The 16358-nt window shown below is 71.0% G+C and carries 11 protein-coding genes and 1 tRNA gene; 8 read left to right on the top strand and 4 right to left on the bottom strand.

The features are described 5' to 3' along the window. Positions 1-229 precede the first annotated feature (229 nt). From QSG27_RS10880 to QSG27_RS10865, 4 genes are read left to right on the top strand one after another with little or no spacing between them, the layout of a single operon-like run. Positions 230-4027 (top strand): response regulator, encoded by a 3798-nt coding sequence (locus tag QSG27_RS10880; RefSeq protein WP_306705971.1) that lies wholly within the window; start codon positions 230-232, stop codon positions 4025-4027. 48 nt (positions 4028-4075) lie between these two features. After that, positions 4076-4996 (top strand): diguanylate cyclase, encoded by a 921-nt coding sequence (locus QSG27_RS10875; RefSeq protein ID WP_306705969.1) that lies wholly within the window; start codon positions 4076-4078, stop codon positions 4994-4996. Between the two features lie 31 nt (positions 4997-5027). Beyond that, the gene (locus QSG27_RS10870) at positions 5028-6230 is read left to right on the top strand and encodes a molybdopterin-binding protein (protein WP_306705967.1); all 1203 of its coding nucleotides are present in this window, start codon (positions 5028-5030) and stop codon (positions 6228-6230) included. A gap of 27 nt (positions 6231-6257) precedes the next feature. After that, positions 6258-8228, top strand: a complete 1971-nt coding sequence (locus QSG27_RS10865; RefSeq protein WP_306705966.1) for a molybdopterin biosynthesis protein — start codon at positions 6258-6260, stop codon at positions 8226-8228. Here QSG27_RS10865 and QSG27_RS10860 read toward each other — a convergent pair. The 4 genes from QSG27_RS10860 to QSG27_RS10845 all read right to left on the bottom strand — a co-directional run bounded on the left by QSG27_RS10860 (position 8206) and on the right by QSG27_RS10845 (position 10212). Continuing rightward, positions 8206-9108, bottom strand: a complete 903-nt coding sequence (locus tag QSG27_RS10860; RefSeq protein WP_306705965.1) for a pirin family protein — start codon at positions 9106-9108, stop codon at positions 8206-8208. The genes QSG27_RS10865 and QSG27_RS10860 overlap by 23 nt on opposite strands. A gap of 75 nt (positions 9109-9183) precedes the next feature. Further along, a complete protein-coding gene (locus tag QSG27_RS10855) occupies positions 9184-9453 on the bottom strand; it encodes a hypothetical protein (RefSeq protein WP_306705964.1) in 270 nt (89 codons plus the stop codon). A 161-nt stretch (positions 9454-9614) separates the two neighbouring features. Further along, a tRNA-Ala gene (locus QSG27_RS10850) sits at positions 9615-9690 on the bottom strand. Positions 9691-9816: 126 nt separating this feature from the next. After that, positions 9817-10212: a TIGR02300 family protein gene (locus QSG27_RS10845; protein ID WP_306705962.1), complete on the bottom strand. Its 396-nt coding sequence runs from the start codon at positions 10210-10212 to the stop codon at positions 9817-9819. Positions 10213-10418: 206 nt separating this feature from the next. Between QSG27_RS10845 and ggt the strand changes: the two genes are divergently transcribed. The 4 genes from ggt to rpsA all read left to right on the top strand — a co-directional run bounded on the left by ggt (position 10419) and on the right by rpsA (position 16275). Then, positions 10419-12209: a gamma-glutamyltransferase gene (gene ggt / locus QSG27_RS10840; RefSeq protein ID WP_306705961.1), complete on the top strand. Its 1791-nt coding sequence runs from the start codon at positions 10419-10421 to the stop codon at positions 12207-12209. Positions 12210-12408: 199 nt separating this feature from the next. Next, positions 12409-13746 carry a 3-phosphoshikimate 1-carboxyvinyltransferase gene (gene aroA, locus QSG27_RS10835; protein WP_306705960.1) on the top strand — a complete coding sequence of 446 codons (1338 nt, stop codon included), beginning with the start codon at positions 12409-12411 and terminating at the stop codon, positions 13744-13746. Positions 13747-13751: 5 nt separating this feature from the next. Continuing rightward, positions 13752-14414, top strand: a complete 663-nt coding sequence (gene cmk / locus QSG27_RS10830) for a (d)CMP kinase (RefSeq protein ID WP_306705959.1) — start codon at positions 13752-13754, stop codon at positions 14412-14414. Between the two features lie 154 nt (positions 14415-14568). Next, complete coding sequence (rpsA, locus tag QSG27_RS10825; RefSeq protein ID WP_038525887.1) at positions 14569-16275, top strand: 30S ribosomal protein S1; 1707 nt, start codon at positions 14569-14571, stop codon at positions 16273-16275. The last annotated feature ends 83 nt before the right edge of the window (positions 16276-16358 follow it).

Raw genomic sequence — 16358 nt, 5'->3', positions numbered from 1 at the left:
CGCTGTGCGCCGCTCTCCGCGCGGGCCGCCGGGAGGAGGCGGAGGGGCTAGCCGGCAGCGTCCGGGCCGCCGCGGAGGAGGCGGCGGACGCCCTGCGCGGCGCCCTGCCCGCCGGTCATGCGGCGATCCGTTTCAAGTCACTTGCGAAGGATATCGTCCGGACGCCATAATTCCCATGCACGGCAACTTTCTCTCCTCCGGCGTGCGCCGGACATGGCGGACACCGGTGATGGACGAAGCATACCTGACGGCGGAGGGACCCGCCGCAGCCACTCGCACGCGGCTGCGGACCCTGCTGACGACCATCGTCGGGGTGATCACCGTGTTCGGCGTCGGGCTGTGGGGGGCGGCCACCTGGGCCGACCGCGACGAGGCGGTGAGCCACGCCCGCGACCGCACGCTGAACGCCGCCCGCCTGCTGCACGAGCATGTGCGCCGCACCGTCGCCACCGGCGACCTCGTTCTTCAGCGGGTGGACGACCGCCTGCGCCCACGGGAGGTGGAGGCGGTCGGGCGCGACCTGCCGCTGTGGCAGGAACTGCGCACCATGGCCGACGCCATGCCGGAGGTGAGCGCCATCTGGATTCACGACGCCGCCGGGAACGGGCTGCTGACCACGCGCCAGTTCCCGGTGCCGTCCACGAACAATGCGGACCGTGCCTTTTTCCAGGCCCATCGCAACGGCGAGGCGTTCTACATCGGCGGGATGATCCGGGGCCGGCTGTCCGGCAAGCCGACCTTCACCATCAGCCGCCGGATCGGGACGGTGGAGAATTTCCAGGGTGTCGCCCACATCGCCCTGGATCTGGACTATTTCCGCTCCTTCTTCGACGGGCTGAACATCGGCCGCGGGGGCGCCGTCGCGCTCTACCGCGAGGACGGGACGCTGCTCTTCAGCCTGTCCGGACAGGATTCCAGCGCCACCCTGTCCGTCGCGCCGCCCAGCGTGCCGCCCGCCGGACGCCCGATGGACGAGACGCCGCGGGCCAGCGGGGGCACGGTCTTCAGCCGGTCCCCGGTGGACGGGTCGGAACGGATCGTCGCCAACCTGCGGGTGCAGGATCTGCCGCTGATCGTGCAGGTCGGCGTGTCCCGGGACGAGGCGCTGACGCCCTGGCGCGAACGCACCATCCACAGCGGCCTGCTGGTCCTGCTGGCGGTGGCCGCCTGCGCCGTGCTGGCCATGGCGGCGGCGCGCAGCCTGTCGCGGGAGGAGGTGGGGCGCCGCCGGCTGGCCGAGACCAACGCCGACCTCGACGCCACCGCCCGCAGCCTGGAACAGGCCAACCGCGCCTTCGCCGGGGCCAACCGGCGGCTGAACCTGATCCTGCAATCCGCGTCGGAAGGCATCTGCGGCGTGGACCGGGACGAGCGGATCACCTTCGCCAACCCCGCCGCCGGCACGCTGACCGGCTACACCAACGAGGAGATGCTGGGCCGCAGCCTGCATGTGCTGCTGCACCACACCCGCGCCGACGGCACGCCGTCGCCGACCATCGACTGCCCGGTCTTCGAGGTGCTGCGCACCGGCGAGGCGCGCGGCGGGCTGGAGGACATCTACTGGCGCAAGGACGGCACCAGCTTCCCCGTGGAGTTCGCGGCCTCCCCCATGCTGGAGGACGGGCGGGTCGAGGGCGCCGTCGTCGTCTTCCACGAGATCGCCGAGCGCAAGCGGGCCGAGGAGGCGCTGCGCCAGGCCAAATCCGTGGCCGAGGCGGCCAGCCGCGCCAAGAGCGAATTCCTGGCCAACATGAGCCACGAGATCCGCACGCCGATGAACGCCATCCTGGGTCTGGTCCATCTGCTCCAGCAGACCGACCTGTCGACGCGCCAGCGCGACTACGCCCAGAAGATCCGCGTTTCGGCGCAGTCGCTGCTGGGCATCCTGAACGACATCCTGGACTTCTCCAAGGTGGAGGCCGGAAAGCTGGAGCTGGAGCGGGTGGAGTTCCGCCTGGACGACCTGCTGCAGAACCTCGCGGTGATCGTCGGCGCGGCGGCGCAGGACAAGGACATCGAGGTCCTGTTCTCGGTCGGGCCGGAGGTTCCGCTCGACCTCGTCGGCGATCCGCTGCGCCTTCAGCAGGTGCTCATCAACCTTGCCGGCAACGCCATCAAGTTCACCGACGCGGGCGAGGTGGTGGTGTCCGTCCGCGCCGTGGAGGTGACGGAGGAGCGTGCGGTCCTGACCTTCTCCATCCGCGACACCGGCATCGGCATCGACGCGGAGCAGAAGGAACGGCTGTTCCAGGCTTTCAGCCAGGCCGACAGCTCGACCACGCGGCGCTATGGCGGCACCGGGCTGGGGTTGGCCATCTGCACGCGGCTGGTCGCCCTGATGGGCGGCGCCATGGACGTGGCGAGCGAGCCGGGCCGGGGCAGCGATTTCCACTTCACCGCGTCCTTCGGGAACGCCGCCTCCGGGCAGGCCGGGCGGGCGGGGGAGCGTCCGGTCCGGTCCCATGCCGTGCCGCGCGGCCTGTCCGTCCTGGTGGTGGACGACAACGCCACGGCGCGCGAGGTGCTGGGCGAGCTGGTCGCCTCCTTCGGCTGGCGGGCCGCGCTGTGCGCCTCCGGCGCCGAGGCGATCGCCGAGCTGGAGCGCGCGACCGCCGCCGGGCAGCCCTACGACATCGTGCTGATGGACTGGAAGATGCCGGGCATGGACGGGTTGGAGACCTCCCGCCGCATCCGCGACGACGGTCTGGTGAAGGCGCCGGTCATCATCGTGGTTTCCGCCTTCGGGCGCGAGCGGATGGGCGCCGCGTCGGGGGGCAAGGGAATGGACGATCTGGGGCTGGGCGGCGCGCTGGTGAAGCCGGTGACCGCCTCCTCCCTGCTGGACGCGGTGATCGACGCCTACGGGCGCGGGGCGGAAGGCGACGCGCCGGGCGCCTTGCGGATGCATCCCTGCGCGCCGGTCCCCGCCGGCCTGCTTCGCCCGCCGCACCTGCGCCCCCTGTTCGGGCAGCGCCTGCTGCTGGTGGAGGACAACAGCATCAGCCAGGAGGTGGCCCGCGAGATCCTGGAGCGCGCCGGCGCCCGCGTGACGCTGGCCGGCGACGGGCGCGAGGCCATCGCCCGCGTGGAGGAGGCGGACCCGCCCTTCGATCTGGTCCTGATGGACGTGCAGATGCCGGAAATGGACGGGTTCGAGGCGACGCGCCAGCTTCGCGCCCGGCCCGCCGGACAGGGGCTGCCGATCATCGCCATGACCGCCAGCGCCCTGCCGTCCGACCGCCAGCGCTGCCTGGACGGCGGCATGGACGACCACATCGCCAAGCCCATCGACGTGGAGCAGCTGTTCGCCGTGGTGGCCCGCTGGCTCGGCCAGCCGGCGATGGTGGGCGGCGGCCTGCCGGCGGGGGCGCCGGTTCTGCCGATGGCCGTTCAGACCGTCGCCTCCACGGCGCTTCCCGCCGATCTGCCGGGCATCGACGTGAAGGACGCGCTGAACCGGCTGGACGGCGACGTGGGGCTGTTCCGCAAGTTCGTCACCGACTTCGCCCGGACCTACGGCGGCGCGGCGGACGGCATCGCCGTCGCCCTGGCCGCCGGAGACCTGCCGCGGGCCAAGGCGCTGGGGCACGAGCTGAAGAGCCTGGCGGGAAACATCGGCGCCCGCAAGCTGTCCGCCGCGGCGGACGCCGTTCAGGTCGCCGCCTTCCGCGGGGATGCACCGGCCGCCGCGGCGCAGCTGCCGGTTCTCCGCGCCGAGCTGGAGGCGGTGCTGGACTCCGCCGCCCGGCTGGCCGTGGCGCCGGGGCAGGCCCCTGGCCGCGGCGGACCGGCGGTGGACATCCGGACGCTGGAACCCATGCTGGAACGCTTCGCCCGGCTGTTGCGCGACAGCAATTTCGCCGCGGCGGAGGAGTTCGCCGTCCTGGCGCCGCCGCTGGCCGACTGGATCGACCCGGCGGCCATGAAGGCGCTGTCATCCGCCGTCGATGGTCTCGACTTCACCAAGGCCCAGGGGATATTGCGGAGGATCACGCAGGATCTCGGCCTGTCCCTTCCCGCCGACTGACCCGTTCCCCCGGAACCGCCCCCCCGGAACCGCCCCCAGGAACCAGACATGACCGACGCACGCTCCAAAATCCTGGTGGTCGACGACATTCCGTCCAACGTCCATGTGCTGAGCCGCATCCTGAAGGACGAGCACGACATCTATTTCGCGACCGACGGGATGAAGGCGCTGGAGCTTGCGCAGTCGCGCCTGCCCGATCTCGTCCTGCTGGACATCATGATGCCGGGCATGGACGGCTACGAGGTCTGTTCCCGCATCAAGGCCGATCCGATCACCCGCAACATCCCGGTCATCTTCATTTCGGCGAAGAGCGAGGTGGAGGACGAGACCTATGGGCTGGAGGTCGGCGCCATCGACTTCATTTCCAAGCCGATCAGCCCGCCCATCGTGAAGGCGCGCGTGCGCAACCACCTGTTGCTGAAGCGGCAGACCGACCTGCTGCGCACCCTGTCCTTCATCGACGGGCTGACCGGGATCGCCAACCGCCGCCGCTTCGACGAGGTGCTGCTGCGCGAATGGCGGCGCTGTGCGCGGGCGCAGCTTCCGCTGTCGCTCATCATGCTCGATGTGGATCAGTTCAAGCCCTACAACGACCATTACGGCCATCAGGCCGGCGACGAATGCCTGCGCGCGGTGGGCGGGCTGCTGGCGGAGCAGATAATGAGGCCGGGCGATCTGGTCGCCCGCTACGGCGGGGAGGAGTTCGTCTGCCTGCTGCCGGAAACCGGCGGGGATGGGGCGGTCCAGGTGGCCGAACGCCTGCGCAGGACGGTGGCCGAACGGTGCCTGCCCCACGCCGTGTCCCACGTCGCCGATCACGTCACCATCAGCCTGGGCGCCGCCACCGCCCACCCGGCGATGGAGGACACGCCGGACCGGCTGACCCAGCTCGCCGACAGGCTGCTCTACGAGGCCAAGCGCGCGGGCCGCAACCGCGTGTGCAGCGGCGGTGTGGGGAATGGGGTATAAGGGCTGACCTGAAGGCATCACGGGTGCAGCCATGACCGCGGCCAGAGCCGGAAACGGCACCGGAAACCGAGACGTGCGCGGGCGCGGCTTTCCCAGCCGCGTGGCCCTGTCCGCCATGGAAGGCTGGATCGACGCCGCCGCCGTCCCTCTGCCGCCGCGCGCCGTGGCGCTGGCCGATCTGGCTCCCGCCCTGGCGGAGGGCGCCGTTCTCGCCGAGCCGGTGACCGCGCCCGGGGATTGGCCGCCCGCCGACCGCGCCGCCCGCGACGGGGTGGCGGTGGCCTCCAGCGACACGCTGGGTGCCGGCTCCTACAACCCGGTTCCGCTGCCGGGCGCCGTGCCGGTCGCGGCGGGGGAGCCGATGCCGCCGGGAACCGACGCGGTTCTGCCGGTGGAATGCATCCAGGCCGATGGTCCCTTCATCGAGGCGCTGGGCAGCGCCGCCCCCGGCGAAGGGGTGGAAGGGCGGGGCGAGGGCGTGCGCGCCGGAACCGTGCTGCTGCCGGCCGGGCACCGCCTGCGCCCGCAGGATTTGGGCCTCTTCGCCGCTCTGGGGATCGCGGCGCTGCCCATCGGCGCCCGCCCGCGGGTGCGGATCGTGCTGGCCGGCGGGCCCCGTTCCGGACCCGAAACGCTGGGGGCGATGCTGTCCGCGCTGGTGGCGCGCGACGGCGGGGTGGTGGAGCTGGTGGGGCCGCTGCCCGCGGACCGCGCCGGGCTGGCCGCCGCCTATGCGGCTCCCGGCGCCGATCTTCTGATCTCCGCCGGACGCACCGGGGTTGGGGAGGACGACGTGGCGCCCCTGGCGCTGGCCGATGCGGGCGAACTGGCCCTGCACGGCGTGGCGCTGCGGCCCGGCGATTCGGCGGCGCTGGGGATGGCCGGCACCGTGCCTGCCCTGCTGCTGCCTGGGGAGCCGATGGCCTGTTGGACCGCTTATGAGCTTCTGGCCGGTCGCGCGGTGCGCCGTCTGGCCGGCCGCGATTCCGCCCTGCCGCACCCCGCGGTGGTGGCGGTGACGGCGCGCAAGCTGGTCTCGGAGATCGGCTGCACCGAGCTGTACCGCGTGCGCCGGACGGTGGAGGGAATGGTGGAGCCGGCCGCCTCTCCCCACAAACCCGGTCTGGCCGGGGCCGTGCAGGCCGATGGCTTCGTCCTGATCCCGGCGGAAAGCGAGGGCGTTCCCGTGGGGGCGACCGTGACCCTGCGCTGTTTTGACGGTACAAGTCTTTGAACGGCATCAAGCGAGGGGGGTAGGGGCGTGTCCAACCAGGACATCCGGCGTTTCGTGGCCCAGGCGGCCCGGCAGGAGCAGTTTCTGGAGGTGGTGGGCCGCGGCGAGGCCGAGGCGCGCTTCCGCCGCCATCTCGACCTGACGCCCAAAGCGGCGGAGACGGTGCCGCTGGGCGCCGCGCTGGGCCGCGTGCTGGCCGCCGACGTGGTGGCGGAGGTGGACGTTCCCGGCTTCGACCGCTCCTCGGTGGACGGCTTCGCGGTGCGCGCCGCCGACACCCAGGGAGCGGGCGAGGACACGCCGGTCGTGCTGCGCCTGAACGAGGAGGTCCTGTCCGCCGGGCGCGTTCCGTCCCTGACCGTCGCCCCCGGCACGGCCACGGTGCTCGCCACCGGCGGCATGTTGCCGCGCGGCGCCGACGCCGTGGTGATGGTGGAGCACACCGAGTCGCGCGAAGAGGCCGGGGAGCTTCTGGTCGAGATCCGCAAGCCGGTGGTGCCCGGCGCCTTCGTCGCCGCTGCCGGGTCGGACATCGGGCGTGGCGAGACGGTGATGCGCCGCGGGCAGGTGCTGACCTCCCGCGAGATCGGTGTGCTGGCCGCCATCGGGCGGGCGGAGGTGCCGGTGGTGCGCCGCCCGCGGGTGGCGATCCTCTCCACCGGCGACGAGATCGTCGCCCCCGGCGAACCGATCCGGCCCGGCGCCGTCTATGATTCGAACGCCGCCATCCTCGCCGCCGCGGTGGAGGAGTTGGGTGGGGAGCCCGTGCGGCTGGGCATCGCGCGCGACGACGAGGCCGAACTGGCCCCGCTGGTCGAACAGGGGTTGGCCTGCGACGCGCTGCTGCTGTCGGGCGGCACCTCCAAGGGGGCGGGCGACCTGTCCTACCGCATCGTCAGCCGCCTGACCGACCCCGGCATCGTTGCGCACGGCGTCGCGCTGAAGCCCGGCAAGCCTCTGTGTCTGGCCGTAACGAAGGGCAAGCCGGTGGTCATCCTGCCCGGCTTCCCGACCTCCGCCATGTTCACCTTCCACGAGTTCGTCGCTCCGGTGCTGCGGGCGCTGGCCGGGCTGCCCCCCGCGGCGAAGGAGAGCGTGGACGCAACGGTGCCGATGCGGCTGGGATCGGAACGGGGCCGGACCGAATATGTGATGGTCTCGCTGGTGCGCGGGGCGGACGGGGCGCTGGCCGCCTATCCGCTGTCCAAGGGCTCCGGTTCGGTGACCGCCTTCAGCGCGGCGGACGGCTTCATCGCCATCGACCCGCAGGCGGAAGCGGTGGAGGCCGGCACCCCGGTGTCGGTCCAGCGCATCGGGCGCGACACCCGCCCCGCCGACCTGATCGTGATCGGCAGCCATTGCGTCGGGCTGGACGCCATCACCGGCCAACTGGTCGGGGAGGGGCTGACGGTCAAGGCGCTGAACGTCGGCTCCATGGGCGGCCTCGCCGCCGCCCGGCGCGGCGAATGCGACGTGGCGGCCATCCATCTGATGGACCCGAAGAGCGGGGAGTACAACCGTCCCTTCCTGACCCCGGCGCTCGGCCTCGTGACCGGCTACCGCCGCCTTCAGGGCATCGTTTTCCGCAAGGGCGACGTTCGTTTCGAAGGCAGAACGGCGGAGGACGCGGGACTGGCGGCGGCGCAGGACCCGGACTGCATCCTAGTCAACCGCAACGCCGGCAGCGGCACGCGCATCCTGACCGACCGGCTTCTGGGGGCGGCGCGCCCCACCGGCTACTGGTCGCAGGCCAAGTCCCACAACGCGGTGGCGGTGGCGGTGGCGCAGGGGCGCGCCGACTGGGGCGTCGCCATCGAAAGCGTCGCCACCCTCTACGGGCTTGGCTTCCTGCCCTTGCAGGCGGAGCATTACGACTTTGTGATCCCCAACGACCGCCGGGAGCGGCCCGCGGTCCGGCGCTTCCTGGCGGCGCTGGCCGACCCGGCGGTGCGGGAGCGGCTGACGGCGCTGGGCTTCACCGTTCCGGAAGGGGAATGAACTCCGTCTCGCCGGGAACGGCGTCGAATGCACCGGCCTTCCATTCGGCCTTGGCCTGTTCGATGCGGTCCTGGCGGCTGGACACGAAGTTCCACCAGATGTGGCGCGGACCGTCCATCACGGCGCCGCCCAGCAGGATCAGGCGGGCGGGCGTTTCGGCCTCCACCGTCACCGCGTCGCCGGGGCGCAGCACGAGAAGCCGCCCGGATTCGAAGCGGTCGCCGTGGATGGTGACGGTGCCGTCGGCGATGTAGAGCGCCCGTTCCTCCGTCTCCCGGTCGATGGGCAGGCGGGCGCCGGCGTCCAGAGCCGCATCGACGTACAGCGTGTCCCACAAGGTGTTCATGGGCGAACCTACACCGTACGCCTGACCCGCCACGACGCGCAGCCGCTTGCCCTCGCCCTCCACCACCGGCAGCTCGTCGGCGCCGAGATGGACGAAGGCGGGGTCGGTTTCCTCATGGCTTTTGGGTAGGGCGACCCAGGACTGGATGCCCGACAGCAGCCGGTCGCGCCCGCGCTCGTCGGTGGCGGAGCGTTCGGAATGGGCGATGCCGCGCCCGGCGGTCATCCAGTTCACCGCCCCCGGACGGATCGGCAGGACGGTGCCCAGGCTGTCCCGGTGCAGGATTTCGCCGTCGAACAGATAGGTGACGGTGGCCAGCCCGATGTGCGGGTGGGGGCGCACGTCGATGCCCGACCCGGCCTTCAGGATGGCCGGCCCCATCTGGTCGAGGAAGACGAACGGCCCGACCATCCGCTTGCGGACGGAGGGCAGGGCGCGCCGCACCTCGAACCCGCCGATGTCGCTGGTGCGCGGAACGACCACCGTCTCCAGCCAGCCGTCCGGAGACTCGGTCGATGTTGGGGCCGTCGTCATGCTCTTCTCCCGTTCCCGATGATGGGCCTGACCAACAGGTGGGGGCCGGTGCCGGGAATGGGAGGGGAAAAGCGTTCAGTGCTTGGGCGTGCCGCAGCCCCCGCCCCCGCCGCCGCAGCCGCAGCCCCCCGCCGGGGCGGTGACGTGGATGGCGCCGCGCGCGGCGGCCAGCAACACGTCCAGCGGGATGCCGGTGGCCTTGGCAAGGTCGCCCAGGCTGGCGCTGTCCGGCACGCCGACACCGGGGTTGAAGACCGGGTGGATCTGCGCCAGCCGGTTCACGGCGTTCGGATCGAGGGCGCTCAACGCGCCCAGGGTGGTGTCGGCGGTCAGGGTGTCGGCCATGGCGTATCCGAAGCGGGAAAGGGAAGGAAGTCGGCGCAGCCGAAACTGCCGGCGCACCAGAATGGGTTCCTTGACGCCTGTCAAGACGGAGGTGGCGGAGGAAGAATGCGACCCGAAACGCCAAAGGGCCCGCGCATCGCTGCGCAGGCCCTTCGGGTGTTTGGTGGAGCCAAGGAGGATCGAACTCCTGACCTCTACAATGCCATTGTAGCGCTCTCCCAGCTGAGCTATGGCCCCGAAACTCTGGGTGGCTGGCCGGTGGCCTGCCTCGGTGGAGCGGGATATTGGTGAGGACGGGGGTTCGATGCAAGAGAAAAATTCGGCCCCGCCCACCTTTTTTCCGCCCCTCCGGAAGGGCGCCGGTCAGCGCTCCTCCTCGTCCTCGCCTTCGACGTCGACGACCTCGTCCATGTCGTCCTCGCCCAGTTCCGAGGTGTCCTCGATCAGGACGTCGTCCTCGTCTTCCGGCGTCTCGTCGGTTTCCTCAATGTCCTCGACGGAGACGTCGTCCTCGACCTCGTCGAGGTCCGCCGCCTCTTCGTCCTCGCTCTCGGTCTCGACGTCCTCGTCTTCCGAGACCACCGGAGCCTTCTTCACGTCGTCGACCGGCGCCGGGCGCGCCTTGCGGGACTTCAGCAACGCCTCGGGATCGAACTGCGATCCGCAGCTCGGGCACACCGGCGGGTCCTTGCGCAGATCGTAATAGCGCGCGCCACAGCTCGGGCAGATGCGCTTGACGCCCCATTCGGGTTTGGCCACGCCTCGTCCTCCGTCACGTTCCTAGGGAATGCCCAATTCGGGAATTACAAGCCGCGCCCTTTGCCATGCCCGCGGGCGCTTGTCAAAAAAAAGTTCGCCGTATGCCGCCGACGGTGTGGCAGGGCCGCCCTGTCCGCTCCAAACTTCCCCATGTGCCGGTCCGCCATGCCGCGAAGCCGGACGCAACGATGAAGGGGAGGAACCGGATGCCGATCCTGTTGTCCCGCCGCTGGCGGGCCGCGCTGTGCGCCGGCCTGCTGGCGGCGCTGCCGCCTGGTGCCCTGGCCCAGACGGCGCCCCAGACGGCACCCCAGACAGCGCCATCCGCCGCGGGCGACGTGGCGCCGGAACGCGCGACCGGGCGCGGCAGCCGCAACGTCGATACCGCCGCCCGCCACATGGTCGCCGCGGCGAATCCGCTGGCGGCGGAGGCCGGGCGGGAGATCCTGCGGGCGGGCGGCAGCGCGGTGGATGCGGCCATCGCCGTTCAGCTCGTCCTCAATCTGGTGGAGCCGCAAAGCTCCGGCATCGGGGGCGGCGCCTTCCTGCTGCATTACGAGGCGGTCACCCGGGCGGTGACCTCCATCGACGGGCGCGAGACGGCGCCCGCCGCGGCGACTTCCGGGCGCTTCCTGGGTGCGGACGGCAAGCCGATGCCCTTCTACGACGCGGTGGTCGGCGGGCGGTCCGTCGGTGTGCCGGGCACGGTGAAGCTTCTGGAGTACGCTCACCAGACCTACGGAAAACTGCCTTGGCCCCGCCTGTTCGAGCGCGCCATCGCGCTGGCCGAGAACGGCTTCACGGTCAGCCCGCGGCTGAACGGCCAACTGGCGATGGAACGGTTCCTGCCGGCCAACCCCACGGCGCGCGCCTATTTCTACCAGCCGGACGGCACGCCCTGGCCGGTCGGCCATGTGCTGAGGAACCCGGACTTCGCGGCGACCCTGCGCGCCATCGCGGAAAAGGGCTCCGCCGCCTTCTACGAGGGTCCCATCGCCGCCGACATCGTAAAGGCGGTGACCGGCCACCCCACCAACCCCGGCGACCTGACCGAGGCCGACCTGAAAGCCTACCGCGTGGCGGAGCGGGAACCGGTCTGCGGCCCCTACCGCGCCTACACCCTGTGCGGCATGGGGCCGCCCAGTTCCGGCGGGATCGCGGTGCTGCAGATGCTCGCCGTCCTGGAAGGCCGCGACATGGCGGCGACCCGCGGCGACCCGGCGCTGGCGGCGCACTGGTTCTCGGAGGCCGGTCGCCTCGCCTTCGCCGACCGCGGACTCTATCTGGCCGATCCGGATTTCGTGACGGTGCCGGTGAGGGGGCTGCTCGACCGCAGCTATCTGGCGGGCCGCGCCGCGCTGGTCGGCGACCGGTCCATGGGCAAGGCCCAGCCGGGCGAACCGCCCTTCAGGGAGGGCCGCGCCTGGGGCTTCGCCGAGGCGGAGGAGCACGGGACCAGCCACATCTCCGTCGTGGACGGGGCGGGCAACGCGGTCGCCATGACCACCACCATCGAGGACGGCTTCGGCTCGCGCCTGATGGTGCGGGGCTTCCTGCTGAACAACGAGCTGACCGACTTCGCCTTCACCCCCACGGAGGACGGCAAGCCCGTCGCCAACCGCGTGGAACCGGGCAAGCGCCCGCGCAGCTCCATGGCGCCGACGCTCGTCTTCCGCGATGGCGCGCTGGTGGCGTCGGTGGGGTCGCCGGGGGGCAGCAACATCATCAATTATGTGGGCAAGACGCTGATCGCGCTTCTTGATTGGGGCCTCGACCCGCAGGCGGCGGTGGACGCCCCCAATTTCGGCAGCCGCAACGGCCCGACCGAACTGGAACAGGGCACCGAGGCGGAAGGCTGGGCGGCGGCGCTGGAGGCGCGGGGCCACGCGGTCAAGGCGATGGAGCTGACCTCCGGCACCCAGGCGATCACCGTGACCGGCCAGGGGCTGTCCGGCGGTGCGGACACCCGGCGCGAGGGCGTGGCGGTCGGGGATTGACGGGAGCGGTCGGGCAAACACGGCGGCACCTCCTTTCACCACGGAGACACGGAGGAGGGCTGCCGCGAGCATGACCGCCCTCCGTGTCTCTGTGGTTCATCGGCCGTCCAGCCATTGCGCTGGCGCCCCCCTCGCTTCGACCCCGCCTCTGTGCTAGGTACTGCGGCCAGTCCACCGTTTTTCTCGAGGGTCCGTTCCCATGCTGCAGGCGAAGCCGCTTCGCTCATCCGTCACCGGCGCTCTGGCCGGCACCATCCGCGTGCCGGGCGACAAGTCCATTTCGCACCGGTCGCTGATGCTGGGCGCCGTGGCGGTGGGCGAGACCGTCATCCACGGCCTGCTGGAAGGGGAGGACGTGCTGAACACCGCCGCCGCCATGCGCCTGCTGGGCGCCCGGGCGGAGCGTGGGGACGACGGCGTGTGGCGCGTGCGCGGCGTCGGTCTGGGCGGTCTGGGCGAGCCGGCGCAGGTGCTCGACATGGGCAACAGCGGCACGGCGGCGCGCCTGCTGATGGGCCTCGTCGCGTCGCATCCGATCACCTGCGTCTTCACCGGCGACGCCTCGCTGAACAAGCGCCCGATGGCCCGTGTCACCGGCCCGCTGGAGCAGATGGGCGCTCGCTTCGTCGGGCGGTCCGGCGGGCGGCTGCCGCTGACCGTGGTGGGCAGCGACCGCACGGTTCCGATCACCTACCGCCTGCCGGTGGCCTCCGCCCAGGTGAAGTCGGCGATCATCCTCTGCGGCCTGAACACCGCCGGCACCACCACCGTGATCGAGGCGGAGCCGACCCGCGACCACACCGAGCTGATGCTGCGCCATTTCGGCGCCACCGTGACGACCGAGCGGATGGAGGACGGCGCGCTGGCCGTGTCCGTCACCGGCCAGCCGGAGCTGACGGGGCGCGCGGTCGTCGTGCCCGCCGACCCCAGCTCCGCCGCCTTCCCGGCGGTCGCGGCGCTGCTGCGTCCCGGCTCGGAGCTGCTGCTGCCCGGCGTCGGCATGAACCCGCGCCGCACCGGCCTCTACGACACGCTGGTCGAGATGGGCGCCGACATCGCCTTCGAGAACCGCCGCGACGAGGCGGGCGAGCCGGTGGCCGACCTGCGGGTGAAGCACGGCCCGCTGAAGGGCATCGTCGTCCCGGCGGACCGCGCGCCCAGCATGATCGACGAATACCCGATCCTCGCCGCCGCCGCCGCCTGTGCGGAGGGCACCACCGTCATGCTCGGCCTGAAGGAACTGCGCGTGAAGGAGAGCGACCGCCTCGCCATGGTCGCCGACGGGCTGACCAAGTGCGGCGTGAAGGTGGAGGTCGGGGCCGACGACAGCCTGACCGTCTACGGCACCGGCAAGCCGCCGCAGGGCGGCGCCACCGTCGCCACCGCCATGGACCACCGCATCGCCATGAGCTTCCTGGTGCTGGGCATGGCGACCGCGGAGCCGGTCCAGGTGGACGACGGCGCCTTCATCGACACCAGCTTCCCCGGTTTCGTCGGCCTGATGAACGGCGTCGGCGCGAAGATCGCGGGGGTGTGAGGGCGATGGGTCTGGTCATCGCCATCGACGGCCCCGCGGCGGCGGGCAAGGGCACGCTGTCCAAGCGGGTCGCCCGGACTTACGGATTCGCGCATCTCGACACCGGCGCGCTCTACCGCGCGGTCGGCGTCGCCGTCCTGCGCGCGGGCGGCGACCCGGCGGACGCGGAGGTAGCGGCGCAGGCTGCCCGCGCGTTGCAGCCGGAGGACGGCATTCTGAACGACCCGGCGCTGCGCAGCGACGAGGCGGCGCAGGCCGCTTCCAAGGTCGCGGCGGTGCCGGAGGTGCGGGCGGCCCTGCTCGATTTCCAGCGGCGCTTCGCCCAGACCCCGCCCGGCGGCGCGCCGGGGGCGGTGCTGGACGGGCGGGACGTCGGGACGGTCGTATGCCCGAACGCCGATGCCAAGCTGTTCGTTACCGCTTCGGTGGAGGTGCGGGCCGAGCGGCGACTCAAGGAGTTGCGGGAGCGCGGGATTCCGGCTATACCGTCCGACGTCCTGGAGGACATGAAGGCCCGTGACGCGCGCGACAGCCAGAGGACGGTAGCACCGCTCCGGCCGGCTGCCGACGCTTTTGTGCTTGATACCTCCGCCCTCGACGCCGACCAGGCGTTCGCAGCGGCGACCGCCTTTATCGGAACGAAAACCGGTTTCGGCCCCAAGGTCTGAGCATCAGGGTCCGGGCGCTTCCGCCCTCCATGGAACGCATGTCAACCAAGTCGCCGGGCGTGGTGCCCGGCGCGGCGGTCCCATCGAGGCTTGTCCCGTTTTGCCGCGGGGTGGGCCATGGCGGGATCGCTTTCGGCCAACCTTAGGAGTTTCAATGGCACAAGCTATGGCCCGGACCGGCGAGAAGGAAAGCTTTGCGGCTCTGCTCGAGGAGTCGCTCGGCACGGCCGAGTCCCTCGAAGGCTCGGTCGTCAAGGGCCGCGTCGTCTCCGTCGAGAACGACATGGTCACCATCGACGTCGGCCTGAAGTCGGAAGGCCGCGTCGCGCTGAAGGAATTCGCCGTTGCCGGCCAGCCGCCCGAGCTGAAGGCGGGCGACACCGTCGAGGTGTATCTGGAGCGTATGGAAGACAAGAACGGCGAAGCCGTTCTGTCGCGTGAGAAGGCCAAGCGCGAAGAGGCCTGGGCGCTGCTGGAGAAGTCCTTCCAGGACCAGACCCGCGTCACCGGCGTCATCTTCGGCCGCGTCAAGGGCGGCTTCACCGTCGATCTGTCGGGCGCCGTGGCGTTCCTGCCGGGTTCGCAGGTGGACATCCGTCCGGTCCGCGACATCTCCCCGCTGCTGGGCACCCCGCAGCCCTTCCAGATCCTGAAGATGGACCGCTCGCGCGGCAACATCGTCGTGTCGCGCCGCGCCGTGCTCGAAGAGAGCCGTGCGGAGGCCCGTTCGGAGCTGGTGGCCAACCTCAAGGAAGGCCAGGTTCTGCAGGGTGTGGTCAAGAACATCACCGACTACGGCGCGTTCGTGGATCTGGGTGGCGTCGATGGCCTGCTGCACGTCACCGACATCGCGTGGCGCCGCATCAACCACCCGTCCGAGGCCCTGCAGATCGGCCAGACCGTCACGGTCCAGGTCATCCGCTTCAACCCGGAGACCCAGCGCATCAGCCTCGGCATGAAGCAGCTGGAAGCCGATCCGTGGGAAGGCGTGGAAGCCAAGTACCCGGTCAGCTCGCGGTTCAAGGGCCGCGTCACCAACATCACCGACTACGGCGCCTTCGTGGAGCTGGAGCCGGGGATCGAGGGCCTGGTGCACGTCTCGGAGATGTCCTGGACGAAGAAGAACGTCCATCCGGGCAAGATCGTGTCGACTTCGCAGGAAGTCGAGGTCATGGTCCTGGACGTCGATCCGCAGAAGCGCCGCATCAGCCTGGGCCTCAAGCAGTGCCTGGACAACCCGTGGGAGACCTTCCTCGACAAGTTCGGCCCGGGCACGGAGCTGGAAGGCGAGGTCAAGAACATCACCGAGTTCGGTCTGTTCGTCGGTCTGCCGGGCGACATCGACGGCATGGTCCACATGTCCGACCTCGACTGGAACAAGTCGGGTGAGGAGGCCATCGCCGAGTACAAGAAGGGCGACCGCGTCAAGGTCAAGGTCCTGGACGTCGACGTCGAGAAGGAGCGCATCTCCCTCGGCATCAAGCAGCTCGCGAACGATCCGTTCGAGGCTGCCACGGCCGGCCTGAAGAAGAACGAGGTCGTCACCTGCACCGTCACCCAGGTCACCGACGGTGGCATCGAGGTCACGGTCGGCGAGGGCTACACCGGCTTCATCCGCAAGTCGGACCTGTCCCGCGACCGTTCGGAGCAGCGTCCGGACCGCTTCGCCGTCGGCGAGAAGGTCGACGCGAAGGTGACCCAGATCGACCGCGGCTCCCGCCGCATCTCGCTGTCCATCAAGGCCCGCGAGATGGAGGAGGAGAAGCAGGCGATGGCCGAGTACGGTTCGTCCGACTCGGGCGCCTCGCTGGGCGACATCCTGGGTGCCGCTCTGAAGCGCAAGCAGCAGAACGACGAGTAAGGTTCTTCCCATCTCCCTCCCCTGCGTCAGCTCTCGCGCAAACCAAAGATTTGCGCTGGCGCGACAGGCGGACCTTCGGTCCG

Source organism: Azospirillum isscasi (genome assembly GCF_030849505.1).
Taxonomy (GTDB): Bacteria; Pseudomonadota; Alphaproteobacteria; order Azospirillales; family Azospirillaceae; genus Azospirillum; species Azospirillum isscasi.
Note: the sequence above shows the minus strand (reverse complement) of the source record. Positions and strands in the feature narration are given on the sequence as shown.

Coding starts and splice junctions, on each gene's coding strand:
- QSG27_RS10880 (WP_306705971.1), top strand. CDS start 230: ATGGACGAAGCATACCTGACGGCGGAGGGACCCGCCGCAGCCACTCGC.
- QSG27_RS10875 (WP_306705969.1), top strand. CDS start 4,076: ATGACCGACGCACGCTCCAAAATCCTGGTGGTCGACGACATTCCGTCC.
- QSG27_RS10870 (WP_306705967.1), top strand. CDS start 5,028: ATGACCGCGGCCAGAGCCGGAAACGGCACCGGAAACCGAGACGTGCGC.
- QSG27_RS10860 (WP_306705965.1), bottom strand. CDS start 9,108: ATGACGACGGCCCCAACATCGACCGAGTCTCCGGACGGCTGGCTGGAG.
- QSG27_RS10855 (WP_306705964.1), bottom strand. CDS start 9,453: ATGGCCGACACCCTGACCGCCGACACCACCCTGGGCGCGTTGAGCGCC.
- ggt (WP_306705961.1), top strand. CDS start 10,419: ATGCCGATCCTGTTGTCCCGCCGCTGGCGGGCCGCGCTGTGCGCCGGC.
- aroA (WP_306705960.1), top strand. CDS start 12,409: ATGCTGCAGGCGAAGCCGCTTCGCTCATCCGTCACCGGCGCTCTGGCC.
- cmk (WP_306705959.1), top strand. CDS start 13,752: ATGGGTCTGGTCATCGCCATCGACGGCCCCGCGGCGGCGGGCAAGGGC.
- rpsA (WP_038525887.1), top strand. CDS start 14,569: ATGGCACAAGCTATGGCCCGGACCGGCGAGAAGGAAAGCTTTGCGGCT.